This window comes from Canibacter oris (assembly GCF_014197205.1).
Lineage (GTDB): Bacteria > Actinomycetota > Actinomycetes > Actinomycetales > Microbacteriaceae > Canibacter > Canibacter oris.
This window is the reverse complement of record NZ_JACIFD010000005.1, coordinates 62,101-87,831: the sequence shown is the minus strand read 5'-3', so window position 1 is coordinate 87,831 and position 25,731 is coordinate 62,101. Positions and strand designations below refer to the sequence as shown.

At 57.6% G+C, this 25,731-nt stretch carries 23 protein-coding genes and 1 tRNA gene; 18 read left to right on the top strand and 6 right to left on the bottom strand.

Translation table 11 applies throughout. From position 1 onward, the window contains the following. The first annotated feature begins 12 nt into the window (after positions 1-12). Both F5897_RS03285 and F5897_RS03280 read left to right on the top strand, forming a co-directional pair. Positions 13-516, top strand: a complete 504-nt coding sequence (locus F5897_RS03285; protein WP_124825062.1) for an FtsB family cell division protein — start codon at positions 13-15, stop codon at positions 514-516. A gap of 4 nt (positions 517-520) precedes the next feature. Beyond that, positions 521-1,012 carry a DUF501 domain-containing protein gene (locus tag F5897_RS03280; protein WP_124825063.1) on the top strand — a complete coding sequence of 164 codons (492 nt, stop codon included), beginning with the start codon at positions 521-523 and terminating at the stop codon, positions 1,010-1,012. Between the two features lie 51 nt (positions 1,013-1,063). Here the strand turns inward: F5897_RS03280 and F5897_RS03275 are convergent, their stop codons facing one another. From F5897_RS03275 to F5897_RS03260, 4 genes are all read right to left on the bottom strand, one after another. Further along, positions 1,064-1,846 carry an SdpI family protein gene (locus tag F5897_RS03275; protein WP_183304450.1) on the bottom strand — a complete coding sequence of 261 codons (783 nt, stop codon included), beginning with the start codon at positions 1,844-1,846 and terminating at the stop codon, positions 1,064-1,066. Then, positions 1,839-2,537: a hypothetical protein gene (locus F5897_RS03270; RefSeq protein ID WP_183304449.1), complete on the bottom strand. Its 699-nt coding sequence runs from the start codon at positions 2,535-2,537 to the stop codon at positions 1,839-1,841. Before F5897_RS03270 ends, F5897_RS03275 begins: the two co-directional genes overlap by 8 nt. Before the next feature lie 218 nt (positions 2,538-2,755). Then, positions 2,756-3,316: an SdpA family antimicrobial peptide system protein gene (locus tag F5897_RS03265; RefSeq protein ID WP_183304448.1), complete on the bottom strand. Its 561-nt coding sequence runs from the start codon at positions 3,314-3,316 to the stop codon at positions 2,756-2,758. 5 nt (positions 3,317-3,321) lie between these two features. Further along, the gene (locus tag F5897_RS03260; RefSeq protein WP_183304447.1) at positions 3,322-3,957 is read right to left on the bottom strand and encodes a sporulation delaying protein family toxin; all 636 of its coding nucleotides are present in this window, start codon (positions 3,955-3,957) and stop codon (positions 3,322-3,324) included. Between the two features lie 223 nt (positions 3,958-4,180). Between F5897_RS03260 and F5897_RS03255 the strand changes: the two genes are divergently transcribed. The 13 genes from F5897_RS03255 to F5897_RS03195 all read left to right on the top strand — a co-directional run bounded on the left by F5897_RS03255 (position 4,181) and on the right by F5897_RS03195 (position 22,733). Next, on the top strand, positions 4,181-5,524 hold the full coding sequence (locus F5897_RS03255) for an FAD-dependent oxidoreductase (protein WP_183304446.1): 1,344 nt from the start codon (positions 4,181-4,183) through the stop codon (positions 5,522-5,524). Between the two features lie 311 nt (positions 5,525-5,835). Further along, the gene (locus tag F5897_RS03250; protein ID WP_183304445.1) at positions 5,836-7,323 is read left to right on the top strand and encodes a DUF1846 domain-containing protein; all 1,488 of its coding nucleotides are present in this window, start codon (positions 5,836-5,838) and stop codon (positions 7,321-7,323) included. A 113-nt stretch (positions 7,324-7,436) separates the two neighbouring features. Next, positions 7,437-9,935, top strand: coding sequence for a leucine--tRNA ligase (gene leuS / locus F5897_RS03245; protein WP_183304444.1), 2,499 nt, complete (start codon positions 7,437-7,439; stop codon positions 9,933-9,935). Positions 9,936-10,110: 175 nt separating this feature from the next. Continuing rightward, entirely contained in the window at positions 10,111-11,259 is a 1,149-nt protein-coding gene (locus F5897_RS07860; RefSeq protein ID WP_183304443.1) for a ComEA family DNA-binding protein, read from the top strand. A gap of 6 nt (positions 11,260-11,265) precedes the next feature. Continuing rightward, the gene (locus tag F5897_RS03235) at positions 11,266-13,887 is read left to right on the top strand and encodes a ComEC/Rec2 family competence protein (protein ID WP_183304442.1); all 2,622 of its coding nucleotides are present in this window, start codon (positions 11,266-11,268) and stop codon (positions 13,885-13,887) included. Positions 13,888-13,913: 26 nt separating this feature from the next. After that, positions 13,914-15,212 carry a mannose-6-phosphate isomerase, class I gene (gene manA / locus F5897_RS03230; protein WP_124825071.1) on the top strand — a complete coding sequence of 433 codons (1,299 nt, stop codon included), beginning with the start codon at positions 13,914-13,916 and terminating at the stop codon, positions 15,210-15,212. Next, the gene (gene holA, locus F5897_RS03225; protein ID WP_124825072.1) at positions 15,213-16,205 is read left to right on the top strand and encodes a DNA polymerase III subunit delta; all 993 of its coding nucleotides are present in this window, start codon (positions 15,213-15,215) and stop codon (positions 16,203-16,205) included. It abuts the gene before it with no gap. Between the two features lie 250 nt (positions 16,206-16,455). After that, the gene (gene rpsT / locus F5897_RS03220) at positions 16,456-16,716 is read left to right on the top strand and encodes a 30S ribosomal protein S20 (protein ID WP_124825073.1); all 261 of its coding nucleotides are present in this window, start codon (positions 16,456-16,458) and stop codon (positions 16,714-16,716) included. 146 nt (positions 16,717-16,862) lie between these two features. Continuing rightward, positions 16,863-18,716, top strand: coding sequence for a translation elongation factor 4 (lepA, locus tag F5897_RS03215; protein ID WP_124825074.1), 1,854 nt, complete (start codon positions 16,863-16,865; stop codon positions 18,714-18,716). Further along, the gene (locus tag F5897_RS03210) at positions 18,713-19,471 is read left to right on the top strand and encodes a DUF1990 family protein (RefSeq protein ID WP_183304441.1); all 759 of its coding nucleotides are present in this window, start codon (positions 18,713-18,715) and stop codon (positions 19,469-19,471) included. Before lepA ends, F5897_RS03210 begins: the two co-directional genes overlap by 4 nt. Then, positions 19,471-20,703, top strand: a complete 1,233-nt coding sequence (hemW, locus tag F5897_RS03205) for a radical SAM family heme chaperone HemW (protein ID WP_183304440.1) — start codon at positions 19,471-19,473, stop codon at positions 20,701-20,703. Before F5897_RS03210 ends, hemW begins: the two co-directional genes overlap by 1 nt. Positions 20,704-20,825: 122 nt before the next feature. Next, positions 20,826-21,929 (top strand): molecular chaperone DnaJ, encoded by a 1,104-nt coding sequence (dnaJ, locus tag F5897_RS03200; RefSeq protein ID WP_183304439.1) that lies wholly within the window; start codon positions 20,826-20,828, stop codon positions 21,927-21,929. A gap of 33 nt (positions 21,930-21,962) precedes the next feature. Beyond that, positions 21,963-22,733, top strand: coding sequence for a 16S rRNA (uracil(1498)-N(3))-methyltransferase (locus F5897_RS03195; protein WP_183304438.1), 771 nt, complete (start codon positions 21,963-21,965; stop codon positions 22,731-22,733). Positions 22,734-22,882: 149 nt separating this feature from the next. Here the strand turns inward: F5897_RS03195 and F5897_RS03190 are convergent, their stop codons facing one another. Next, complete coding sequence (locus tag F5897_RS03190; RefSeq protein WP_124825079.1) at positions 22,883-23,035, bottom strand: zinc transporter permease; 153 nt, start codon at positions 23,033-23,035, stop codon at positions 22,883-22,885. Continuing rightward, positions 23,032-23,511, bottom strand: coding sequence for an ArsR/SmtB family transcription factor (locus F5897_RS03185; protein WP_343048775.1), 480 nt, complete (start codon positions 23,509-23,511; stop codon positions 23,032-23,034). The genes F5897_RS03190 and F5897_RS03185 overlap by 4 nt, the downstream gene beginning before the upstream one ends. A 60-nt stretch (positions 23,512-23,571) precedes the next feature. Here F5897_RS03185 and F5897_RS03180 point away from each other — a divergent pair. From F5897_RS03180 to F5897_RS03170, 3 genes are all read left to right on the top strand, one after another. Then, a tRNA-Leu gene (locus tag F5897_RS03180) sits at positions 23,572-23,656 on the top strand. Between the two features lie 148 nt (positions 23,657-23,804). Next, on the top strand, positions 23,805-24,881 hold the full coding sequence (locus F5897_RS03175; protein WP_183304437.1) for a branched-chain amino acid aminotransferase: 1,077 nt from the start codon (positions 23,805-23,807) through the stop codon (positions 24,879-24,881). Further along, positions 24,881-25,681: a fumarylacetoacetate hydrolase family protein gene (locus F5897_RS03170; protein ID WP_183304436.1), complete on the top strand. Its 801-nt coding sequence runs from the start codon at positions 24,881-24,883 to the stop codon at positions 25,679-25,681. Before F5897_RS03175 ends, F5897_RS03170 begins: the two co-directional genes overlap by 1 nt. Positions 25,682-25,731: the final 50 nt, after the last annotated feature.

Genomic DNA, 25,731 nt, shown 5'->3' with positions numbered 1-25,731 from the left:
AAGGACACCGCAATGAGTTCAAAAGCTGAAAAGCTAGGCAAAGATATCGCCGAGTGGGCGCGCAGCTTGCGCTTCGGCTGGTACACCCTGCTCTTTTTCGGTGTCTTTGTCATCGGTATGGTGACGCTGTCGCACACTATGAGTGTTTACGTGCAGCAGCAGCAAGAAATTCGCACCATGCGCGAATCACTGCAGCGCGCCCAAGAGCAGGTTGCTGCACAAACCAAAAGCCTCGAAAACTGGCAAGACCCAGAATTCATCAAAGCCCAGGCTCGCGACCGGCTGTTCTACGTGCTTCCCGGAGAGTCGCAACTGGCAATCATTAAAGACATCGAGATTCCACGGGTGCGTGAGGGCGTGAGTAGCGCTGAGCTGACCCCTGCGAAGCAGCAGTGGACAAACAACCTGCTAGCCTCAGTTGTGGTTGCCGGGTTGGCGGCCGATCCCGCAGTGGAAACGCAGCAGGCGCCGCAAGCGCCGGCAGAGCAGCAGGAAGAAAAGAAGCAGGAAGAGTAAAGCCTTGAGTGACAAAAAATTTATCCCGCCTACCGCGGCTGACATCGCAGTTGTGAGTGAGCAGCTGGGGCGCCCCGCGCGCTCGGTGGTGGCGATTGCGGCCCGCACCGCGCAGGGTGTGCCAACAGTTGTAGCAACCGCGCCACGGTTGGAAGACGGCACCCCGTTTCCCACCTTTTACTACCTCTGCCACCCAGACGCTGTCGCTGCAGCATCACGCCTCGAAGCCGCGGGCTTCATGACTGAGCTCAACCAGCGCCTGCAAGAAGATGAAGAGTTGCGCGCCGCGTACGAGAAAGCGCATCACGCTTATATTGCGGATCGCGACAGCGTCGGCCAGGTGCCCGAGCTCGCAGGTGTCAGTGCAGGGGGTATGCCGGTGCGGGTTAAATGCCTGCACGCCCTCATCGGGCACGCTCTCGCAGCCGGCCCCGGCGTGAACCCGATCGGCGATATTGCGTTGGCTGCAAGTGGTTTTGACCCTTCGCGACTGTAGTTAAACCGTGTATGCCCGCTGCCAGGCGGCTGCAGAAGCGGTTGCGGGTATCTATCGCTCTTTACTCTTGGAGAGATTGAATTTAATCCCGTATGGGTTGGGCAGCAGCGGCGCCAGGGCGTAAAGCGCCGAGAACGAAGGTAACACGGTAATCAGGTTATAGCCGTTGCTGCCGTTGAGCAGTACGGCGATAATGAGAGAAGCGGTGGCTCCCGCGATTAACGCTGCAAAAGCCAGCAGCACAGTGCCAGCAATCTGATTTTTGAGGAACTGTAGCGTAAGACAACCAGCGACCGCAGCAGCGAGCACCATTAGAGAGCCGATGGTAAAGAAAGTGTTGGTCTGTGCAAAACCATCAGCTGTGCCGGCACTATTCCAGTGGATTGCGACCGTTGCTGCGACACTGTCGCCTAACAGGTAGCGGACGATTACCACCAGCAGCGGGTAGCTGAGGATGATGGCACCCGCGGCTAACTTCCTTCCTTCCAGGTTTGGCTTTGCGGCGCTGTCATTGCCGGCGGCACGCAGTGCGGTGATGATGTACAGCACTAGCAGGACTGCGATTACACATAAGAAAACCGCAAATGCCCAGGCGAAGTTAACCGTCAAAATCAACGTTAAAAGTGTGGTTGCTACCACAGCGACTGCGAACCGCAGACTGTGGGGCAGCAGTGCGGCGTGCACCTGTTGCCAAGCTGCTGCAGAAGCAGTGGTGCGGGCGGTGCGCAAACCAAAAAAAGGGTTTTGCCCTAGTTTCAACGCCAGCAGGTTAGCGATAAAAGGAAAAACTGCGAGCAACCCGATAACAATGATATATAAAAAGTTGTTATACAAGGTGAGTCTCCTCTTGTAGTGGGTTTTTAATTTTCAGATAAAGTGGTGTACTGGCGACTAGCAATAAAGCACCAGTCATGGAAATGAAAAATGTGGTTAAACCCATAATTATTGCGATAATAAAATGAAAATTAATAGCACAAGCGACCATAGTATATCTTAGAAGCTGATTTTTAGCAGCTAAAATTGAGAAGCTAAAAAGTAGTTCCAATAAAATTGTTCCCCAAGTTGTTATCGCGGAAACTATCGGCATTGATAGTATGTTAAGGAACAATCTCTCGGCATCAGCGGATATACCGAATCCGTCATTTTGCACCCAATACCACAGGGCAGTCCCATCGCCCCAGATAGGGTTGACAGCTTTGGCAATTGCTGCTTCGAAATAAACATATGATACTTGAATGTAAATAAAGCAATATAAAATGTTTATTGGAATGTACCGAAGTCTAGGGATATTTTGTTTAATAGTTAACCATGTGGTTAATCTATAATCGCAAATGCTCGAGATTGCTAATAGGGTAATCAGATTGACAATTAGTTGATCACCGCCTTCTATCCCAAGGGTGTTATTTGATACCGAAAAAGCAGCGTAGAGATGCAATAGGCTGCTTACAGCAGGCAATAATCCAAAAATTGCTGGAACGGTAATGATTAATAAAATTATTCGTGCGCCTTCTAGGTTGTTTTGCATTAGGCAAAATAATCCTAAGCGGGTGGCATCATGACAGTTTACGTAATAGTTCTCGTTTATCTGTGTTGAATGAAATAGTACACTCGAATCGTTTATAAGAAGCGTGAGAAAAGTGCTAAGAGCAAGAAGTGACCGTCCAGCTGATATAAATAAGTTGCTGTATGGTTGCCACCCGAAGTTGTTAATGATGAAATCTGCTATTTTTCGTCGGGTTGAGATCAGGGGCATGTTAGCTCCCCTAGGATAACTGATTGTTGCTTGGGAGTGTCAAAATACCTATAGGCGAAAGGAATTGGTTCTTGTTTTATCATTAAAAACTGTTTTCCGCAGGCTGTCTTGAATGCTATGGGGTTAATAGTTACTTGCACTGGTGTCGCATTTGTGACACATAAATCTAGGTTTTTCGTTAATGCGCAATCTTTCCAAGCCGATTTAGCAGTCATCTGTGAAACTATTTCGGTGGTATCACTAATAATCAAGCGAGGAGTTCTGTTCAAGCCAAATTGATATGCTGAACTGAACGTTGGGTTTTGAGTCCATTGCGTGAACTTGTTTTCGTTATCTTTGAAAGCTATTGAGAAGCTTGGTTCTCTTGCGTCCCTAGTGAAAAATCCCCATCCTTGCGGAAAGGCGCGGGAGATGTGATATGCGGGATTTGATTCGGGCTTAGGGAATAGAACATTTGAGGGGGCTTTGTTCGAGATGAAGAAAACCGCAGATAATACGGTAGTTGCAATGATAGTGCAGAAGAAAAAAGCTATCGCTAAGTTATCACGCATGGCGGTTAATTCAATGCTTCAGTTAATCTTTTTACAAATTCGTTCTCGCTTAGGGAGTACTTGTCGTCATAAAAAGGGTCTTCCGTGTTTTTGCCAATGCCGTTTTGATTGAAAGCGATGTTGTATCCGACGACAAGGTTACCTACCACAGCAAAAATAGCTGCGCCGAGAGCTGCAAAGGCGACAGAAACAACTGCGCAAACGGCGGCAAATCCGCACGACGGATACGTTTCTTGGTTCATAGACATATGTTTCAAATCTTCTTTTACGATGTCAAGTGTTGATGAATGTAGCGCTTTTATACCCTCTGCCACTACATAAGGGTTGCCTGAGCGAATTTTCATTATCGATTCAGATGTTGATTCAGACTCTTGCGTGAGAAGTGTATTTACCACGTGTTTCTCGAATGCTTCGTACCTTTCGAGTTGCTCTGCGCTAAGAAAATCCTCAATATTCACACCGTAGTCAATCGCTTCAGATAGAACACCTCTTTGAAAAATGACAGCTGTGATAATTTCAGAATCGCTGTAATTGATGTTTTGGTTTGCTTTACCAGGGGAGCTCAAGCTGTTGATTGCGACGACAGAGAGCAAACAAAGAGTGAGTAGTGTTGATATTAATTTAGAGAAGGTAGTAATCATGATATTCTCCTTTGAAAGACTGTGATTAAAAAAAATTATACAAAGGAAATGTGTAATAAATCAACAAGCATTTCGATGAATTTTGTAACTGTTTAATTGTCAGCGTGAAGCATAGTTTTCAATCAGAAATAGAACGTATGTTATGGCTTTTCCGGTAGGTCATGTAAACAGGTAAGATGGGAGTGTTATTGCTGTTTTGCACACGGAGATTTCAAGGAGTATCGTGAAGCAGATTCTTATTGTTGGTGGCGGCTACGCTGGTTTCTACACCGCTTGGAAACTGGAGAAGCACCTGCGCGCAGGTGAGGCAGAGGTGACGATTGTTGATCCACTGCCATACATGCAGTATCTGCCATTCCTGCCAGAGGTTGCTGCCGGTTCAATCGAGCCGCGCCACGCTGTGGTTTCACGCCGCCGACACCTGAAATCAACCCGCGAAATCAGCGGCAAAGTGGTTGGCATCAACCACGCCACCAAAACCGCAACCATCGAGCTGGTTGCCGACGGGTCACAGCAGGAATTTGCCTACGACGAGATTGTTATCACCACTGGCTCTGTGTCACGCACCTTCCCGATTCCGGGCATCGCTGACAACGCCATCGGCATGAAAACCATCGAAGAGGCAGCAGCCGTGCGTGACCGCCTCGTGGGTAACTTCGAGCGTGCAGCATCACTGCCAAAGGGCTCTGCGCTGCGCGACCGCTTGCTGACCGTAACCGTTGTGGGCGGTGGCTTTGCCGGCATCGAAACCATTTCTGAGCTGCGCGACTTCGCAACCCGCCTGCTCAGCCGCTACCCAGAAATCGACTTCGCAGAAACCAAGTTCCACCTGATTGAGGCTATGGGGCGGATCATGCCAGAGGTGAGCGCTGAGCTCGCCGAGTGGGTGGTAAAAGACCAGACCCGTCGCGGCGTTAATATTCACCTCGACACCCAGCTGCAGGATGCCACCGACGGCAACATCAAACTCTCAACCGGCGAAGAATACGAATCAGACTTGATCGTGTGGACCGCTGGCGTGATGCCACGTCCGTTCCTGCGCGGCACCGACCTGCCTATTGGACCACGCGGCCATGTTATCGGCAGCCCAACCCTGCAGGTAACCACCGAAGAGGGTGTTGTGGTGCCAGGTGCCTGGACAGCAGGCGACACCTCACAGACCCCAGACATTTCAAGCACCCCTGGCCCGGGCGGCTTCTGCGTGCCAAACGCGCAGCACGCTGTCCGCCAAGGCAAGCTGCTCGCGAAAAACATCGTGGCGAGCCTGCGTGGTGAAGGCCTGACCGAATACAACCACAAGAACGCCGGCGCAGTAGCAGGTCTCGGCCTGAACACTGGCGTGTTCCAGTCAGGTAACTTCAAACTCAAGGGCTACTTTGCGTGGCTCGCGCACCGCTTCTACCACGGCCTCGCAATCCCGACCTGGGAGCGCAAGCTGCGTGTGTTTAACGGGTGGATCGGCCACTTCTTCCTGAACCGCGACGGTGTCGGGATCGAAGCCAACAAGACCCCGCGCGCTAGCTTCGAAGAATTCGCGGCACGGCCGAAACCACCGGTTAGCGAGTAAATAACCGGTAGCAGACGAGAGAGGGCGGTTAAGCTGCGGCTTAGCCGCCCTCAGCCTTACCCGCGCCGAAAAATGCCGGCGCCAGACGCGAAGGAAAGCTTGAAGTTAGCTCGAAAGCAAAAAGAGAGAGATACGAAAACAATCTTAGCCCCATTTTTTGAGCGTCAACTGTGACTTTTAAAGACAAGCAGAAAAATACCGGTTTGGGGTGATCCGCCGCCGCAATAGTGCGTATTATTGATACGTTCAGTGCCAGGAAAACGGCTTGAATCAGAGCCGCAACAGGCACATCGGGTTAAGAGAGATACAAGATGCGCAAACAGGGTTTTAACCGAGACAAATACATCGCTCTGCAGTCAGAGCACATCGCGAAGCGGCGCCAAGAAATCGGCGGCAAACTCTATCTCGAAATGGGCGGTAAGCTGTTCGACGATATGCACGCCTCACGGGTGCTGCCGGGGTTCACCCCCGACAACAAAATCGCGATGCTGCACCAGCTCGCCGATGAGCTAGAGATCCTCATCGCAATTAACGCCAAAGACATTCAACGCAACAAAGTGCGCGCTGATTTAGGCATCACTTACGAAGAAGATGTGCTGCGCTTAGTTGATGTGTTCCGCGCCGCCGGGTTTTTGGTGCAGAACATTGTAATCACCCAGTTTGAAGATGGAAACAGCGCCGCCAAAAAGTTTAAAGAGCGGCTGCAGCGCCTTGGGCTGCACGTCGCGGAACACCGCGTGATTCCGGGATACCCGCTGGACACAGATGTGGTGGTTTCAGAATCCGGATTCGGGCAAAACGACTGGGTTGCAACCACCCGCGATCTCATCGTGGTCACCGCTCCTGGCCCCGGCTCTGGGAAACTCGCAACCTGTCTGTCGCAGATTTACGGCGATCACAAGCGCGGCATCACGTCCAGCTACGCGAAGTTTGAGACCTTCCCGATTTGGAATCTGCCGCTTGACCACCCGGTGAACCTCGCCTACGAAGCCGCCACCGCAGACCTTGACGACGTCAATATGATTGATCCGTTCCATCTGCAGGCGTACGGCGAGTCAGCGGTTAATTATAACCGTGACATCGAAACTTTCCCGCTGCTAAAAACCCTGCTCGAAAAACTCACCGGGTCTTGCCCGTATCAGTCGCCAACCGATATGGGCGTAAACATGGTGGGGCTGTGCATCGAAGATGACACCGCCTGCCGCAGTGCCGCGGAGCAAGAAGTGGTGCGACGCTACTATAAAGCGCTGGTGCAGGAAAAACGCCTCGAATTACAGCCGGAAGAGTCGGCGCGTGTCAGCCTGGTACTGACGAAACTTGGCATCACCCCGCAGATTCGCCCGGTTATCGAGCCCGCACAGCAGATTGCGGCCGCCACGGGCGCTCCGGCAGCCGCGATTGAGCTCGCCGACGGAACCATCATCACCGGTAAAACTAGCGAGCTGTTGGGCTCCTGCTCGGCTATGCTGTTAAACGCCCTGAAACACCTGGCTGGCCTGCCAGACGAGGCGTTGCTGCTGTCACCCGAGGTGATCCGCCCCATTCAAAGCCTGAAAGTTGATCACCTGGGGTCGAAAAACCCGCGGTTACACACCGACGAGGTGCTGATTGCGCTGAGCGTTTCTGCGGGCACTGACCCTGCTGCAGCGGCGGCGCTCGCCGAGATTAAAAACCTGCGCGGCTGCGACGTGCACACTACCACAATTTTAGGAACCGTCGACGAAACCGTGTTCCGTAATCTCGGGGTGGAGGTCACAAGCGAGCCGGCGTACCAGTCTAAAGCGCTGTTCCGCAAATAACAGCGCAGATTACCCGCTACGATAGAGATATTGCGTGTGTGGATCCGCGGCAGCGAAGCTTACCTGTCGCGGGTCTGCAATTTTTAGTTGAAGCAGCTGCAGCAAGAGGATACATGAACGAGCAAATTGAGTATGATTTTCAAGCCATCCAAGATAAGTGGCAGCCGGTTTGGCAGGAGCTGAAACCTTTCGAGGTGCAGAACGAGCCCGGCGACAAGCCGCGCAAATACGTGCTTGACATGTTCCCGTACCCTTCCGGCGATTTGCACATGGGACACGCTGAGGCGTTCAGCATGGGAGATGTTTTAGCGCGTTACTGGCGCGGCCAGGGCTGCGAAGTGCTGCACCCAATCGGGTGGGACAGCTTCGGGCTGCCAGCTGAGAACGCGGCAATTAAGCGAGGGGTGGATCCGAAAGAGTGGACCTACGCCAACATTGCGCAGCAAAAAGCGAGCTTTAAAACCTACGCGCCGAGTTTTGACTGGTCGCGTGTGCTGCACACCAGCGACCCGGAATACTACCGCTGGAATCAGTGGATCTTCCTGCAGATGTTTAAGCGCGGCCTGGCGTATCGCAAAGACAGCTGGGTGAACTGGGATCCGGTTGATCAGACCGTGCTGGCGAACGAGCAGGTGCTCGCTGACGGCACCAGCGAACGCTCTGGCGCTGTCGTGGTGAAGAAGAAACTGACGCAGTGGTATTTTAAGATCACAGAATACGCTGACCGTTTGCTTGACGATCTCGACAAGCTGGAGGGGCGCTGGCCGGCGAAGGTGCTGCAGATGCAGCGCAACTGGATTGGTCGCAGCCGTGGTGCTGAGGTTGATTTTGAGGTTGAGGGCCGCGCCGAAAAAGTGACGGTTTTCACCACCCGGCCGGATACCCTGCACGGTGTCACCTTTATGGTTGTGGCGCCTGATAGTGATCTCGCCGCGGAGCTGGCAGCCGGGGCAAGCGCTGAGGTGCAGCAGGCGTTTAGCGCATATTTGGAGCAGACACAGCGGCAAACCGAGATTGAGCGGCAGGCTGCGGACCGTGAAAAAACCGGGGTGTTCCTGGAGCGGTGGGCGATAAACCCAGTAACCGGGGAGCGGCTGCCGATTTGGGCGGGCGACTTTGTGCTTGCGGATTACGGGCACGGCATGGTTATGAGCGTGCCGGGGCACGATCCACGAGATATGGAGTTTGCGAAGAAGTTTGGGTTGCCGATTCGTCAGGTGCTGGCGGTGCGGGACGCTGACGGAGAGCTGCTGCCAGACCCTGCTGAGAGTTTCGAAGCGCTTGTTGGTGACGGTGAAATGATTAACTCTGGTGCGCTCAACGGGCTGCGTAAGGATGCCGCGATCGCGCAGCAGATTGCTGAGTTGGAGGCGGCGGGCACTGGCCGCGCCGCAACCACTTACCGGTTGCGGGATTGGCTGATCAGTCGGCAGCGTTACTGGGGCACCCCGATTCCGGTGCTGCACGGCCCTGACGGGCAGATGCAGCCGGTTGCGGAAGACCAGCTGCCGGTGCGTCTGCCAGACGCTGCGGGTCTTGATTTGAAGCCGAAGGGCAGCTCACCGCTGGGTGCTGCAACCGCGTGGGCGACCGTGACCATGCCTGACGGTACCGAGTGGCAGCGGGATCCAGACACCATGGACACCTTTGTGGACAGCTCTTGGTATTTCCTGCGGTTCTTTGATCCACACAACAGCGAAAAAGCCTTTGACTCAGCCGTTGCTAACAGTTTCGGGCCGGTTGACCAGTATGTTGGTGGCGTGGAGCACGCGATTTTGCACCTCCTGTACGCGCGGTTCGTGACCAAGGTGCTGCACGACCTGGGACATATTGACTTTGATGAGCCGTTCACCGAGCTGCTAAACCAGGGCATGGTGCTGCTTGACGGCGCGAAAATGTCGAAGTCAAAGGGTAACCTGGTGGAGTTTGCGGAGCAGCTGCAGCAGCACGGCGCAGATGCTTTGCGTGTGGCGCTGGTGTTTGCCGGCCCTCCTGAGGACGATATCGACTGGAAAGACATTTCGGTGCAGGGCTCTGCGAAGTTCTTGGCGCGCGCGTGGCGTTTGAGCCGTGACGTGACGAGCGCGGCGGGCGTTGATTTTGCGGCTGGCGACAGTAAGCTGCGCAGTCACACTCATCGGCTGCTCGCAGAAGTGCCAGAGCTGGTTGAAAACTTTAAGTTCAACGTGGTTGTGGCGCGGCTCATGGAGCAGGTAAACGTGACTCGCAAGGCGATTGACAGCGGGGCTGGCGCGGCTGATCCGGCGGTGCGAGAATCGGTTGAGGTGATTGCTCTGATGCTGAACCTGTTTGCGCCATACTGCGCCGAGGATATGTGGGCAAACCTGGGGCACGAGCCGACTGTCGCACTGGCTACCTGGCCACAGGCTGATGAGAGCTTACTGGTTGAAGACACTGTGACCGTTGTAGTGCAGGTTGATGGCAAGGTGCGCGACCGCTTGGAGCTCGCCGCTGCCGTGTCTGAGGAGGAAGCTACCGCGGCGGCGCTCGCGTCGGAGCGGGTCGCGCAGAACCTTGAGGGCCGCGAAATCGTGAAGGTTATTGTGCGCCTGCCGAAGATTATCAGCATCGCGTCAAAACCGGCCGCGTAGCGGCGGGGCGCCGCGGGGTGCTGCGCTGTGGTGCCGTGGCGGGTCGCGGTTGTGGTTGCGGCGGCGCGCCGCGAAGTGGTTGCGGCGGGCTGTGAGTAACCGCGAGACCTGGTAGTTATGCACAGGGGAGGGTGGATCCACCCTCCCTTTTGTGTATCCGCGGCAGACTGGCGATATGAGTAAGATCAGTCTGCTGCCGGAGCAGCATAAAAGCGGCTGGAATTTAAAGCAGCATTTTGAGAATTATCGCGGTGTGCGGTCGCCGGAGCAGGTGCGGTCGCCGGAGCAGGTGCGATCGCCGGAGCAGGTGTCGGCAGCGGATGCAGCCTTGCCTGGTGTGGCAGATGCTGCCTTGCCGGGTTTAGCTGCGTCAGGTGTAGGGGTGCCGGGTGCTGTAGTCGCGGGTGCGGTGTCACAGCATACCGAGATGTATCCGACCACAGACGGCATCACGCCCGATTTGCCAGAGCCAGACTGGGATGCGGTGGCGGCGCAGCTCGCAGAAAAAACCAGACTTGCCGCTTATGATGAGACTGAAATTAAACAGCTGCGGGAAATTTATCCGCCCGAAACTGCGGCGGCGCTGCTGCGCCCAGCATATACGCTGCGTGAGAGGATAGCGCTGCTGCCGCGGGGCGTGCTGGTGTTGATGGCGGCGTTGTTGAGCACGGTTATCGCGCTCGGAGTGTGGGTTGCAACCACACAGCTTACAACTCCTGCTGCTGAGGGGCAGGGGACCGCGGTGCCAGCAGATTCCGGCGGTGTAAGCGCCGGGTTTGCCGCTCCCGGAGAGTTTACCGAGCAACAAGGCGCCGCTGCGGCTAATGGTGGGGCGGCTGGTGTCGCTGCCGCAGGTAGTGCGTCCACGCCTGAGATTGTGGTGCACGTGGTTGGCGAGGTGCACCAGCCCGGGGTGTACACGCTGCCCGCGGGGAGTCGAATTACCGCTGCGTTGGAGCAGGCTGGTGGCGCCACGCCAGCAGCCGCGGTGGAAGCGTTGAATCTCGCGCGAGTGCTCGTAGACGGCGAGAAAATTACGGTGCCTAGTGCCGCACAGGTTGCGGAAGGCTGGGTTGCCGCAGACGCTGCAGGCGAGGGTGCGGGAGGTGGATCCACCACCGGCAATAGCCCCGGCAAAATCAATTTGAACACCGCCACCGTGCAGCAACTAGAGCAGCTGCCTAAAATCGGTGCCGTGACCGCGGCAAATATCGTTGCCTGGCGTGATGCGCATGGCGGGTTTCAGAGCGTTGAACAGCTGCTGGAGGTCGGCGGGATCGGGGAGAAAACCCTGACGCTGCTGCGAGAGCATGTCACCCTGTGAGCTGTGATGCATGCTTTTAAAATGTTGCGGTGGCTGAACCCGGGGGTGCGGCGACTGAACCCTGGGTTGCGAAGGCTAGTTTTCTTAGCTGTCACTGCCTGGGCACTGTGTCTTGCCGTGCTGCTGGGTGCTGATTTTGTGGCGCAAGACGCTGCCTGGGTGACTCGTGCCGCGACGTTTGCGACTTTTGCTCTGGGTGCGGCAGGGATCAGCGCGGCGTGCTTGTGGGTGCGACAACGCAGGCAGCTGCGATGGTTGTTGCAGCCTAGTGGAGCGCCGGTTAAAGGCAAACGATACCGTATCGCGCGGCTTGCAAAAACCAGCAAACTTGCCTCGGTTGCAACGGCTGTACTCCTGGGGGCGGCGCTTGTGGGGGCGCAGCTTGCCACCGCTTTGCAAGCGCGCAGCGAGTTTCTGGAGCAACATCGTGGCAGCACAAAAATCACCGAATTGCGGCTGCGGGTGAGCGGGTATCCGCAACACAAAGGCGAAAACTTTGCTGTGCTGCAGGCGGAAACAGTGCAAGAGCCTCGGGTCACGGTGCGGCTGCACTATGTTCCGGTAAAGATAGCTGCAGGGAGTGCGGGGCATGAGCTTTCAGGCCAAAAATCGGTTGGAGCTGCGCAGGCTGGTGACAACATAGCTGGCGAATTAACGCCGGGAGCAGAGATTACCGTCAGCGGCAATCTGCAGCCAGAGCCGGTATCGCGCGCTGCCGCGGCCACCGTGCGGGTATCTGAGCTGCGTTTAACAGTCGCCGGGCCCGCGGTTTTCCGCGGCACGCAGGCACTGCGACAGGGGCTGCTTGACTTTGCGGCGCAGCAACCGGGGCTGAAACTGTTGCCGGGGTTCACCTTCGGCGACACCCAGCTGCTTGATCCGGCAGACACTGAACAGCTGCGACGAGCAGGGTTGCTGCATTTAACCGCGGTGTCGGGCGGTAACTGCGCGCTGGTAATCGCGGCAGCCATGAAAACCCTGCAATGGTGCGGTGTCGGGCGGCGGCTGCGGCTCGCCGCCGCGCTTCTCGGGCTGGGCGGCTTCGCGGCATTGGTGGGGCCAGATCCATCACTGCAGCGCGCCGCCGTGATGGCGGCAATTATGCTGAGCAGTCGCTTCGGGACACAGCGCAGCGTTGGTATCGCGCATTTAGCGACAGCGGTGCTGGTGCTGCTGTGGTTAAACCCGTGGCAGGCGGTGCAACTGGGATTCGTACTGTCAGTTTTTGCGACCGCCGCGATTCTCAGCTGGGCACCGGCGCTGACCCGGGCACTGGGCGGCGAGCGGCTAAAAATTATTTCCCTGCCGCTCGGCATCACGCTGGCAGCGCAACTCGGGGTGGCGCCAATCCTAATTCTGCTCACCCCCGAAATTACACTCGCCGCGGTTCCCGCAAACTTAGCGGCGGCGCCGCTAGCCCCGGTGCTAACCGGTGGCGGGCTGCTTCTGCTGTTACTGTTACCGTTGCTTCCCGGCGCCGCAAACCTCATCGCCTTGCCCCTGCAAGCGGTCGCCTGGTTGCTAGAACGGATCGCCGCCGCGGTGACACAACTGCCCTTCGCAACGCTGCCCTGGGTGCCCGGAGTTGCGGGTGCGGTGCTGCTCGCCCTGTTAGAAATCTTGGTTGCGGCGCTGCTGCTGCACAACAGAGCGAGAAAGCGCGCCGCCTGGGGAGCGGCGTGGAAACCAGGCAGCTCTGCTCGCCGCTATTTACCAACCGTGCCGGTGGCGGCGGCGTTGACGATGCTCGCGCTGCTATTCACCCCACGGGTTTTCGGAGCCGCGCCTCCGCCAGATTGGGCGGTCGTAGCGTGTGACGTCGGGCAGGGCGACAGCCTGCTGATCCGCAACCCCGCACATCCAGCCAGCGTGCTGCTGATTGACACCGGAGACAATCAGCAAAAACTGCAGCGCTGCCTGCAGCAGTTCGGGGTAACTCACCTGGCTGCGATGGTTTTAACGCACGATGATAAAGACCATGTGGGGGCGGTGGATCTCGCCACAGCCTACACCGAGCACGCGATTATTGCGCCTCAGCCGGGAGGTGCTAAACGTAAGCTGTTGCGGCGGCTAGAGCAGGACGCAGTTGCCGAGGTCACTGCGGGAACAGAGATTACCGTCACCGCAGCCGGGCAGGTGAGTGTGGCCCCGGCTGTGAGTCCGGCAGCGACTCCAGAGAACACGCCGGTAGCCACTGCGGAAAGCGCTTCTGCAACAGCTGCGGTTAGCTGCCAGGTGCTGTGGCCCAGAAGCCGTGTTGTGACAGGCACTAATGAAGCGAGCCTGGTGCTGCACTGCAACCTCGGGCAATTGCGAGTGCTGCTGCTAGCAGACACCGGAGCCGCCCAACACGCCATGCTGCTCACCGAGTATGGTGCTGCGCTGGAAGCGGAAATCGTGAAGGCTGCGCATCACGGCTCGCGAGATCAAGACCCGCGACTGCTGCAGCTCAGCCGCCCAAAATACGCTATCTACAGCGCAGGAGCGGGAAACAGTTACGGGCACCCTACTCGCGAAGCGTTACAGGCGGGCATCGCCGCCGGCGCCCAAAACCTGCGCACCGACACGCAGGGCAGCATTGCAATCACTAATACCACGGTATGGACTAGCGCAAATGCAGCACAATAAAAGCTGAAAGAGGTTAAAGTAAAGGGGTGAGTTTAGAAAATCCGACCGGCCTATTGCAGCTTAAGAACAACGTTCTTAAGTATCACTGGGGTGTTCCCGGCGGAATCAGCAGCAAACTTGGTTACGCTCCGGAAAACAGCCCTGAAGCAGAACTGTGGATCGGCGCCCACCCCAAAGCGCCCAGCATTATCGCGACAAGCGCTACCACCGCGCAGCCGCAGACTCTGGAAGACCTAGAGCGGCTGAGCGGTAAAAAAATGCCGTACCTCTTGAAAATGCTGGCTGTCGGCGAAGCCCTGTCGATTCAAGCGCACCCCACCCTGCAGCAGGCAACCGCCGGTTTTGCAGCTGAAAACTCTGCAAACATTCCGCTTGATGCGCCGCACCGCAACTATCGTGACACCAATTCCAAGCCAGAGCTAATCGTGGCTCTCGCCGACGGTTTCGCGGCGCTGTGTGGATTCCGCAGTCCGCAAGAGAGCAGTCAGCTGCTGCGCTCGCTGTGCGACACTGCGCTCGCGGTCGATCCACACCTCGCAGACGCGGCAGCGGCGGTAACCAAGTTCTGTCAAAAACTGACGCACGAATCACTCAAAACGGCGGTGCTGTGGGCACTACGTGAAGACGCAGAAACCGCGGCATTCAAAAAAGATTTGCTGCTATCGCTGCAAAAACTGGCAGCTGCTGTAACCACTGTCGCGCCTCAGCAAGCACCTAAAGCGATTAAAAAATTACACGGTTTAGCGGGACTGCTGCAAAACCTCAGTAAGGGGTATCCGCAAGACAGTGGGATTCTGGTTGCGGCGCTGCTTAACGAAGTGCAGCTGAAAAGCGGCCAGGCGCTGTGGCTACCGCCAGGCACTCCGCACGCGTATTTGTGCGGGTACGGGGTAGAGATTATGAGTTCCAGTGACAACGTGCTGCGTGGCGGGCTGACTGAAAAACATATCGACCCGAACGAGCTGGCGAAGGTGCTGAATTTCAAGCACGGTGGCGCCCACCCTTTCACTCCGGTGGTTATCGGCTCCAACTACCGCTACAACCCCGATCCGGAGGGAATTTACGCGGCGCCGTTTGAGCTGGTGCGTGTGGTTTCCGAGTGCGCAGTGCAGGGAGTGGATCCGCTCAGCGTGCTGGTGGTTTCCGGCAGTTTTGAGCTTGCCTCGGGTGAGCACCGCGTCACTGCCGAGCGCGGCGACAGCTACTTTGTGCCCGGCGGCGAGGTGCAGCTGCGCGGCGCCGGCGAGGCGTATATTGCGGGAGGCGCATTACGTCGGGTCACCGCAAAAACTAGCCTGCTGCAGGGCGCAGCTAAGGAGGCTTAGATGGCCGCGAATAAAACCACAGCGGTGAAGTACAGTCAGGCCGCGCCGGCGCGTGTGGTATTGCTTCTGGGTAAGGCCGAGCCGTTAGCACAGCGCGCCGCCCAGCAGGTGCGAGACCAGCTACGGCAGCAGCACGACGCTTTAGAGGTGCATGATTTAGCGGCGGATCAGCTCGCCGCGGGAGAGCTGCTCACGCTCGCGAGCCCCTCACTGTTTGGAGAGCCACGGCTGCTCAGAATCACCGGGTGCGAACGCGCCAGCGCAGATTTTGTGGCGGATTTCACTCGGGTCGTGCCGCTGCTTGATGAGTTTACCTGCCTGCAGCTGCGGCACAGTGACCCGGTGCGGGGCAAGGAAATGCTGAAGTTGGCGCGCGAAGTTTCCGGCGTGCTAGAGGTAGACTGCGCTGAGCCGAAAAACCAGAACGAGAAATTCGAGGTGATGCGGCTCGAAGCGGCGCGCATCGGGGCGCAGCTTGATAGCGCTGCGGCGCAGCAGCTGTTACAGGCTTACAACGCTGACTTGGGGGAGCTGCTGGCGACAATCGCGCAGCTTGCCAGTGATGCTGGGGGGCGGATTACCGCACAAACTGTTGCGGAGCTCACCGCGGGGCGAGTGGAAACCACTGCTTTCGCGGTAGTGGATGCGGCGCTTGCCGGGAACGCGGCGCAGGCTTTGACACTGCTCAGACAGGCACTGTTGGCTGGTGCGGAGCCGATTCCGGTGCTGGGGGCGCTGGGTAAGGCGGTGCGTGACATGGCGCGAGTGCATGGGCGGCGGCAGAGCGCGGCGCAGCTCGCGAAAGAACTCGGGATGCCCCCGTGGTTGGCGGAAAAAGCGGTGCGGAACGCAGGAAGATGGCGCGAAGTAGACCTGGCGCGCACGGTGCAGTTGCTTGCCACGACTGACTTGGCGTTGAAAGGTGACGCGCGTGATCCGCAATACGCGCTCGAAAAGCTGGTTTTGACGGTGGCCCGCCGCGGCCGCGCCTAACTGGGGCAGTGGCGGCGGCCTGTCGCTATCTCTGTTGTGAAAAAACTGTACTTAACGCAGGTGGCCTAAGCGCCGGCACCCCAAAATATGACCCGACTCGGGCCAAAATCGCAATTGCTCTTAGCCCCTAATCTCTGCTAGAGTTATTTATTGACTTGCGTGTGGTCAAACCACACCACCGCGTTGGCCGCCCTCTCTAGCCGCGTGGAACGAGTAAAAAGTAAACCAACTTTAAAAGGACTACATAAACGTGGCAAATATTAAGTCGCAGATTAAGCGGATCCGCACCAACCGTAAGGCTACCGAGCGTAACCGCGCTTACAAGAGCGAGCTGAAGACCTTTGTTCGCAAGACCCGCGAGGCAATCGCGGCTGGTGATAAAGACGCAGCAGTAGCAGCTCTGCAGGTTGCAAGCCGCAAGCTTGACAAGGCAGTTTCTAAGGGCGTTATCCACAAGAACCAGGCTGCTAACCGCAAGTCAAAGCTTGCTAAGAAGGTAGCTGCGCTGTAAATAACCAGACAGACTGGTTTTTGCGCAAAGCGTAAAGTTTATAAAACCGCTCCCGGGGTGACCCGCGGGGCGGTTTTGGTTTTGGGGCAGTTTTTGCCGCCTGGCAGGGTTTTTTAGCAGTCTGACATGGCATAATTAGAAACAGTATGTCTCCGCGTAGTGTTAATCCACCAGTACCGTCCCAGACGGATCCAACCCGGATCCGTAATTTCTGCATTATTGCGCATATCGATCACGGCAAGTCCACGCTTGCTGACCGGATGTTGCAGATTACTGGCACCGTGCCAGAGCGTGAAATGCGCGCTCAATATCTTGACCGGATGGATATCGAGCGGGAGCGCGGCATCACCATTAAATCCCAGGCGGTGCGCATGCACTGGGATGTTGCCGGCAACAGCTACGCACTGAACATGATTGACACCCCGGGGCACGTTGACTTCAGCTACGAGGTTTCACGCTCGCTCGCCGCCTGCGAAGGCGCTATTTTGCTGGTTGACGCGGCGCAAGGCATCGAAGCGCAAACCCTGGCAAACCTGTACCTGGCGATGGAAAACGACCTGGAAATTATTCCGGTTATGAATAAGATTGATTTGCCGGCGGCTGATCCGGAGCGCTGCGCGGCTGAAATTTCCGCGCTGATTGGGTGTGACCCCGCTGATGTGCTGGCGGTTTCAGGGAAGACCGGCGTCGGCGTGGAAGCGTTGCTTGACCGGGTAGTTGAGCGCATACCGGCACCTGTTGGGCAAGCTGACGCCCCGGCCCGCGCCATGATTTTCGATTCGGTTTACGACCCTTACCGCGGGGTTGTCACCTACGTGCGGATGGTGGACGGCAAACTCACCCCGCGCGAAAAAATTCAGATGATGTCCACCGGAGCAGAACACGAGGCACTAGAAATCGGTGTTTCCTCTCCTGAACCTGTGGCAACTAAGGGACTTGCTGTTGGCGAGGTGGGCTACCTGATTACTGGTGTGAAAGACGTGCGGCAGTCTAAGGTTGGCGATACCGTGACCACTAAGCACGGCGCAGCCACTGATCCGCTACCAGGGTACACCGACCCGAAGCCAATGGTTTTCTCCGGGTTGTACCCGATTGACGGCAGCGACTATCCGGTGCTGCGTGAAGCCCTTGATAAGCTGAAGCTGTCTGATGCGGCATTGCAGTACGAACCAGAGACCTCGGTGGCGCTCGGCTTTGGTTTCCGCTGTGGTTTCCTGGGGCTTTTGCACCTTGAGATTATTAGCGAGCGGCTGCGACGCGAGTTTGACCTTGACCTCATCGCCACTGCCCCGAGTGTGGTTTACCGGGTAGTGCGCGAAGACGGCAAAGAGGTTATAGTCACCAACCCGAGCGAGTATCCCGACGGGAAAGTGTCCGAGGTGTATGAGCCGGTTGTGAAAGCCGCGATTCTGGCGCCAAAAGACTATGTCGGGGCGATTATGGAACTGTGCCAGTCACGCCGCGGCACTATGCTGGGCATGGAATACCTCGGCACTGACCGGGTAGAACTGCGCTATCAGATTCCGCTCGGAGAAATCGTGTTTGACTTCTTTGACCAGCTCAAGAGCCGCACCCAGGGTTACGCCAGCCTCGATTACGAGCCAGCAGGGGAGCAGGCAGCAGACCTGGTGAAGGTAGATATTCTGCTGCAGGGTGAAAAAGTTGATGCCTTCAGTGCGATTGTGCACCGCGACAGCGCTTATGGCTACGGCACCAAGATGGCCGAGCGGCTGCGTAAACTGATTCCGCGGCAGCAGTTCGAGGTGCCGATTCAGGCGGCTATTGGCGCTCGCATCATTGCCCGCGAGAACATTCGCGCAATTCGTAAAGACGTGCTTGCGAAGTGTTACGGTGGTGACATCAGCCGCAAGCGCAAACTGCTCGAAAAGCAAAAAGAGGGTAAGAAACGCATGAAGATGGTGGGCCGCGTAGAAGTGCCACAGGAGGCGTTCATCGCGGCGTTGTCTGGTGATATAGAGGGCAAAGAGAAGAATAAATGACACCGGCACGTCGCAGCAGCTACCGCCGCGGTAAACTCAGTTACGCTGAGGTTGGCGCGAGTCAGCTGCCTGATTTGCTACAGTTTCCGCCAAACGGCGCGGCCGCGTTTTGTGACGCGGCGAAGCTTGGCAGTGGGACGCAGCGTTTTGTCGCGGCGCAGGCGGCCCTGCTTTCGGGCGACGCGCTGCTTGCGGTGGGGTGTGAGCTGCCTGAAAAAGGCACCACACCAGTGCGGCAGGGGCAGCAGGAAGTGATTTACGGCGCAGACGGAGAAGCTTACCTGGCAACCGGCGAGCAGATAATCACAGCAACCGGGGCGCAGCGCCGCAGCTTTACGGTGGTGCGGATCGCGACCGGCGCACAGCAGGCTGTGCTGGTGCTGGGTACCGCAGACGAGGGTTCTTACACCGGTGAGGTCAGCCTTGCGGTGGAGCTGCGTGAAGACGATTCCGTGTGGGCTTTTGCGCGCGGCTTTTGGCACGATCACGCGAAACGCTTCCTGGGATTGGGGGAATCCGGTGCGCAGCAGGGTGCTACGTTTTGTGAACAGATTTTGCGGGCGCTGAGTCCTACCGCGCAGCTCACCTCCCGCGGTGAAGTTGATGCCGCGACGCTGGCGCGGGCGGGCATTACCCAGCTAACGGGACGGCACGAGATCGGGGTTGCCGCGGCAGAGCAGGATCCACAAATTATCGGATACGCTAAACGCACCACTGCCACGATCCCAACAACCGACGAAGCGGTGACACCCTAGTGCCGAGCGTGATGCTGCCCGGTGACCCGGTGCCGCGCGATGGCTCCCTGCCGCCGCAGGTTTTAGTGGGCGCAGCCGAGCGGGAGTTTTGCGCGTACGTGCACGTGCCCTACTGTCGCGTGCGATGCGGTTACTGCGATTTCAACACCTACACCGCAACCGAGCTCGGCACCACGAACCGCGCCGCATACGCTGGCGAAGTGTGTGCAGAGATAGATTTCGCGGCTGTAGCCCTTGACCGCGCCGGATTGCCGCGGCGCAACTTAGCGACTGTGTTTTTCGGCGGCGGCACTCCAACCCTGTTGCCCGCAGCCGACCTGGTGCAAATGCTGGCAAAGCTGCGTGACACTTGGGGTCTTGCAGCGGGAGCCGAGGTGACGACCGAAGCGAACCCCGATTCGGTCGACTACGAATACTTGCAGGAGCTGCGAGACGGCGGCTTTACCCGTATCAGCGTCGGGATGCAGAGTGTGGTGCCCGAAACGCTGCGTACTCTTGACCGCACCCATAATCCGGAGCGGGTGCCGCAGGTCGTTACCTGGGCCAAACAGCTCGGCCTGCAGGTCAGCGTGGATCTCATCTACGGCGCGCCCGGCGAAACTTTTGCGCAGTGGCAGCAATCGGTCGCGGCGGCGCTGTCATATCAGCCCGACCATATTTCCGCTTACGCGCTCATAGTCGAGGAGGGCACAAAGCTGGCGGCGCAGATTCGTCGTGGTGAGTACCCGCAACCTGACGATGATTTGCACGCGCAAATGTATGAATATGCGGATCAGGCCTTCGCAGCTGCCGGCTACACCTGGTACGAAATCAGTAACTGGGCTCGCGGCGAGGCTTACCGTTCGCGGCACAATCTGGCCTACTGGCAGGGTGCAGACTGGTGGGGCTTTGGTCCCGGTGCGCACAGCCACGTTGGCGGGGTGCGGTGGTGGAATGTGAAGCATCCGCGCGCCTACGCAGATCGCATCACCGCCGGCAACTCACCCGGGCACGCTCGGGAGGTGCTAGACGCGCAGACGCGGCACATGGAGCGACTACTGTTGGAGACGCGCATCAGTGAGGGGCTGCCGCTGAGCGCTCTGACCGTGCAGCAGCGGCAGCGGGTTGCGGAACTGGTTGCTGCCGGGCTGGTGGAGCCGCAGGCGGTGCTGCGTGACAAGCGGCTGGTGCCGACACTGCGCGGGCGATTGCTCGCTGATACGGTTATTAATAAGCTTATTGCTTTAGACTAGCTGTGGAGCTTTCTAAAGCAAGTGCTTGAGATTCATGCCGGGTTTAAGGCTGATTTTCGGTGCTGCACAGCAAAATTTAGGGCGCCGTTGCAAGCGCTCATCGCAGATCAGAAGAGGTTTAAATGGCGGATCATTACGAGACACTGGGCGTGAGCCGTGACGCGAGCGAGCAGGAGATTAAAAAAGCGTATCGAAAGCTCGCGATGCAGCTGCACCCGGATCGTAATCCCAGCCCGGAGGCCGCAGAAAAGTTTAAAGAGGTAACTCACGCCTATGATGTGCTGAGCGATCCAGAGCAGCGCCGGATGTATGACATGGGTGGCGACGGCGCGATGCCGGGGTTCGGTGACCTCGGTGACTTCTTGGGCAACATGTTCGGTGGTTTTGGTGGTTTTGGTGGTGCCGGGAAACCGCGCAGTCGTGTGCAGCGCGGAGAGGACGCGCTGATCCACCTCGAAGTGGAGCTTGCCGATATTATCTTTGGCGCGAAACGTGAGGTCAGCATTAACACCGCCGCGGTGTGCCCTACCTGTAACGGTTCTTGTTGCGCGCCTGGGACACAACCGCGCACCTGCGATATGTGTCAGGGGTCTGGTCATGTGCGTCGCGAGGTGCGTTCGATTCTTGGCACTGTGGTGACGAACCATCCGTGCAGCGCCTGCCAGAGCTACGGCACCGTGATTGATAACCCGTGCCACGATTGCGGTGGTAAAGGTCGGGTGCGCGAGCGGCGCACTATCGAGGTGGAGGTGCCGAGCGGCATCGAAGATGGCATGCGGTTGCAGATGCGCGGTGCCGGTGAGGTCGGCTTGGGTGCTGGGCCGAGCGGTGACCTGTTTGTGGAGTTTGCGGTGAAGCACGATAAGCTGTTTAGCCGCGACGGCAAAGACTTGCTGGCGACCGTAGAGGTCACTATGACTGATGCGGTTTTTGGCTGCGCCACCACGCTGCCAGGGCTTGACGGTGATGTCGCGCTTGAGATTCCCGAGGGCACACAGGCGGGCGATGTGATTACGGTGCGCGGCCGCGGCATTACAGAGCTACAGGGGGAGCGGCGCGGTGATTTGCGGATCGCGGTGCAGGTTGTCACCCCGACCAATTTGAGCCGGAAACAGCGGGAGCTGCTGGAGCAGTTTGCTACTGAGGTGGGCAATGTGCCGCCGCGTTTTGGGCAGTTTAAGCAGAGTTTCTTCGATAAGCTGCGCAACAAGTTCTTCGGGGCATAAGCGCGGGTTAAAAGCGGGAATACGAGCGGCAAAATGGCGCACCTTTACTATCATGAGCAACTGCCGCAGGGAGTTGCTGTTGGCGACACCGTGGTGGTGGCTGGCGCGGAGGCGCATCACGCGGTTAATGTGTCACGGCTGAAATCTGGTGAGCAGGTTTTGCTGAGCGACGGGCGAGGGCTGCGGGCCGCGGTTGAGATTGCTGCGGTGTGCGCTGGGAAAACGCCAGAGTTCAGTGCGGTGGTGCGGGATCTGGAGGTGTTGCCGCAAGAGTTGCCGCAGCTGGTGTTGGTGCAGGCGCTTGCGAAGGGTGGCCGCGATGAGCGGGCGGTGGAGTTGTGCACGGAGCTCGGCGTAGACGTGATTGTACCGTGGCAGGCTGCGCGCTCGGTCGCGGTGTGGCAGGGTGCTGTGAAGCAAGAAAAAGGCGTGCAGAAGTGGGCGAAAATTGCGCGGGAGGCGGCGAAGCAGGCGCTGCGGCCTCGCTATCCTGAGGTCACCGCGCCGTGCACGCTGCGTCAGCTTGAGAGCTGGGCCGGTGAGTCTGACACGCTGCTGCTGGTGCTGCATCCGTGGCAACAGCAACGCTGCACAGAAATTGTGCGGGAGGCGGTTGCGGCGGAGACTGCGCTTAAACGCATTGTGGTGGTTGTGGGGCCGGAGGGTGGCTTAACCGCTGCCGAGGTCGCGAGCCTTGCTGCTGCTGGGGCCCGGGTTGGGCTGCTGGGGGCAGAGGTGCTGCGCACATCTTCCGCGGGGGCGGCTGCGCTGGCGGTGGTGAACACTGTGCTTGGTCGCTGGTAGAAACTGGGTGCTGCTGGGGGCCGGTGCGCTGCGCTAAATGGCAACTGGGCATGAGCCAAGCGCAGTGTGATGCCGTGCGCTGCGACTGCTATAGCGGCATAAAAAATAGCGCAACCACCGGGTTTGATGGTTGCACTATTTTGAGTTTTTTAGTGCTCGTCGTAGTGGTCACCGTGCTCGGCGTGACGGTGGCCGTCGTGAATGTAATCCACGTGGTCGTCGTGCTGCACGGCCTCGTGGCCGCAGTCGGTGCCGTGCTCGTGCTCAGCTACGGTGTGCTCGCTGGTCTCGTGTTCAGTCATTTTGGGTTCCTTTCTAGAGTTTCCGCGGTGTGCGCTAGCGCATCGCAGACAATGTGGGTAACGTGGTCATCCGCCAAGCGGTAGATCACAACTTTGCCGTGTTTCTCTGATGCCACCAGGTCACTCTCGCGCAGGCTGCGCAGATGCTGTGACGCCAGAGGTTGCGAGATGCCGAGGTTTGTGACCAGCTCCGTGACGCTCGCGGGCGCCTGTGACAGTTGCAGCAGGATCCGCAATCGCGCCTCGTTGCCGAGCTGTTTAAAAAGAGCAGCCGTTTTCTGAATGCCCAGCTGGGTATCGACCTCGGTATCGGGGTGCGCTGTTGTGTTGTTTGGGGTTGTCACATCTCTAAGCATAGCATCATATAAATAAATTGCAATATGTTTATTTGTTGTTTTGCCGAGCATCTTCACCAGAGCGCTGGGAAAATGTTTCCCTCCAATTACCGCGGGGTTGTGCGGTGCGGGTTGATCCACACCAAAAATACTGACACGCCAGACTTGCGCCACCGTAGCTAAGCGTCTAAGCTTGCTTTTGCGGGTGTGGTGGAATTGGTAGACACGCAGGATTTAGGTTCCTGTGCCGCAAGGCGTGAGAGTTCAAGTCTCTTCACCCGCACCACTAAATAGGTGATGTTTAAGGCATCACCTATTTTGTTTTCCCCGAGGCGCCGCTCATCGCAGCGGGTGTCGGAGTGGCGCGGTAGTATTACAAGTAATAAATTCTGTCGCGCCAGTTCCTGGCAGCACCGTATTTCGCGAGGACTAAAATGCAATTTTCAATCACACAAGCGTCTCAGGTGGATCCGGCTCGCCGCAGCTCCGCACTCGCTAATCCCGGGTTTGGCACGCACTTCACCGACCATATGGTGAGCATCGTGTGGGAGAAAGAGACCGGGTGGCAAACCCCCGAGGTGCTGCCGTACGGCCCGCTCAGTCTTGATCCGGCGAACGCGGTGCTGCACTACGGGCAGGAAATCTTCGAGGGGTTGAAAGCCTACCGTCACCCTGACGGGAAAATTGCGCTGTTCCGCCCAGAGCGTAACGCGCAGCGCTTTAACAAGAGCGCACGGCGGCTTGCGCTACCGGAAATCCCGGAAGAGCTGTTTGTGGCGGCCTGCGCTGAGCTTGTGAAAATTGATCATGAGTGGGTTTCAGACACCCCCGGGCACAGCCTGTATCTGCGCCCGTTTATGATCGCCGACGAGGTTTTCCTCGGGGTTCGCAGCGCGCAGCGCGCCCGCTTTATCGTGATTGCAAGCCCGGTCGGGCACTACTTCCCTGAGGGTGTAAAGCCTGTGAAACTATGGCTCGCAACTGAGATGAAGCGCGCTGGCCACGGCGGCACCGGTTTTGCCAAGTGCGGGGGTAACTACGCCGGCTCCCTCGCTGCCACTGATGAAGCCTACGCGAACGGCTGCCAGCAGGTGCTGTTTACCGACGCCAGCGACAGTGACCGCATCGACGAGCTCGGTGGCATGAACCTGTTTCTGGTGCGCCGTGACGGCACCGTCATCACCCCCGAAACCAACGGCAACATTCTGGAGGGCGTCACCCGGTCGAGCCTGATCGAGCTGCTACGTGCAGCGGGGCACACCGTGGAGGAACGCCGTGTCACCGTGTCAGAGTGGCGAGACGGCGCTGCCAGCGGTGAAATTCAGGAGGCCTTCGCCTGCGGCACCGCCGCGGTAATTGCCCCAATTGGCAGTTTGCACGGGCTTGATGGCTTCGAGATTGTGTTGCCGCAGCAAACCGGCGAGGTTACTATGCGGCTGCGCGAAGAGCTCACCGGCATTCAGTTCGGGCTGCTACCAGACACTCGCAACTGGGTACAGCAGGTACGCTAATGAAGGTTGTTCGCTTTCGCGCCGCCGACGCGATTACCTTCGGTATCGTTGATGAGTCAGCCGACGGCACTGAGCTGGAGCTGGTCGAGCTGGTCTCTGACCCGATGCTGGGAGATTATGACACCACGGGAAGACGTTTCAAATTCCCGGAGGTGACAGTTTTAGCGCCGGTTATTCCACGCTCAAAAGTCATTGCGGTCGGGAAAAACTACCGGGAGCACATCGCTGAAATGCAAAACGTGACCGGCGGTGGGCAAACCGCGGAGCCGTTGCTGTTTCTGAAACCAAACACCAGCGTCATCGGCCCAGGAGACGCGATTGTGATTCCGCCGGTTTCTGAGCGGGTGGAATTCGAGGGAGAGCTGGCGCTCGTGATTGGCGCAGTCGGTAAAGACGTTCCTGAGGAGCGGGCGCTGGAAATCGTGTACGGTTTCACCTGCGCAAATGATGTGACCGCCCGGGATTTGCAGATTGCTGACGGGCAGTGGGCAAGAGCCAAAGGCTTTGATACTTTCTGCCCGCTCGGCCCGGTTATCGAAACTGACCTCAGCTATGACAACCTGCGACTGCAGACGCGGGTTAATGGTGAGGTGAAACAGGACGGTAACACTAAAGACCTGATTCATTCTCTGGCGCGCATTGTGTCTTACGCCTCTAGCGTCTGGACGCTGCTGCCGGGAGATGTGATTCTCACCGGCACTCCGGCGGGTGTCGGGCGGTTGCACCCGGGCGACACCGTAGAGGTTGAAATTGCCGGTATTGGAATTTTAAGAAACCCGGTGGTGGCAGCCACGGCATAACGGCTGCGCGGTAGTGGTAAAAGCCACGAGCGGGCGAGGAATTGAGAGAC

Excerpts from the sequence above, each read along its gene's own strand:
- F5897_RS03285 (WP_124825062.1), top strand. The coding sequence starts at position 13 with ATGAGTTCAAAAGCTGAAAAGCTAGGCAAAGATATCGCCGAGTGGGCG.
- F5897_RS03270 (WP_183304449.1), bottom strand. The coding sequence starts at position 2,537 with ATGCAAAACAACCTAGAAGGCGCACGAATAATTTTATTAATCATTACC.
- F5897_RS03265 (WP_183304448.1), bottom strand. The coding sequence starts at position 3,316 with ATGCGTGATAACTTAGCGATAGCTTTTTTCTTCTGCACTATCATTGCA.
- F5897_RS03260 (WP_183304447.1), bottom strand. The coding sequence starts at position 3,957 with ATGATTACTACCTTCTCTAAATTAATATCAACACTACTCACTCTTTGT.
- F5897_RS03250 (WP_183304445.1), top strand. The coding sequence starts at position 5,836 with ATGCGCAAACAGGGTTTTAACCGAGACAAATACATCGCTCTGCAGTCA.
- leuS (WP_183304444.1), top strand. The coding sequence starts at position 7,437 with ATGAACGAGCAAATTGAGTATGATTTTCAAGCCATCCAAGATAAGTGG.
- F5897_RS07860 (WP_183304443.1), top strand. The coding sequence starts at position 10,111 with ATGAGTAAGATCAGTCTGCTGCCGGAGCAGCATAAAAGCGGCTGGAAT.
- F5897_RS03235 (WP_183304442.1), top strand. The coding sequence starts at position 11,266 with ATGCATGCTTTTAAAATGTTGCGGTGGCTGAACCCGGGGGTGCGGCGA.
- holA (WP_124825072.1), top strand. The coding sequence starts at position 15,213 with ATGGCCGCGAATAAAACCACAGCGGTGAAGTACAGTCAGGCCGCGCCG.
- lepA (WP_124825074.1), top strand. The coding sequence starts at position 16,863 with ATGTCTCCGCGTAGTGTTAATCCACCAGTACCGTCCCAGACGGATCCA.
- F5897_RS03210 (WP_183304441.1), top strand. The coding sequence starts at position 18,713 with ATGACACCGGCACGTCGCAGCAGCTACCGCCGCGGTAAACTCAGTTAC.
- dnaJ (WP_183304439.1), top strand. The coding sequence starts at position 20,826 with ATGGCGGATCATTACGAGACACTGGGCGTGAGCCGTGACGCGAGCGAG.
- F5897_RS03195 (WP_183304438.1), top strand. The coding sequence starts at position 21,963 with ATGGCGCACCTTTACTATCATGAGCAACTGCCGCAGGGAGTTGCTGTT.
- F5897_RS03190 (WP_124825079.1), bottom strand. The coding sequence starts at position 23,035 with ATGACTGAACACGAGACCAGCGAGCACACCGTAGCTGAGCACGAGCAC.
- F5897_RS03175 (WP_183304437.1), top strand. The coding sequence starts at position 23,805 with ATGCAATTTTCAATCACACAAGCGTCTCAGGTGGATCCGGCTCGCCGC.
- F5897_RS03170 (WP_183304436.1), top strand. The coding sequence starts at position 24,881 with ATGAAGGTTGTTCGCTTTCGCGCCGCCGACGCGATTACCTTCGGTATC.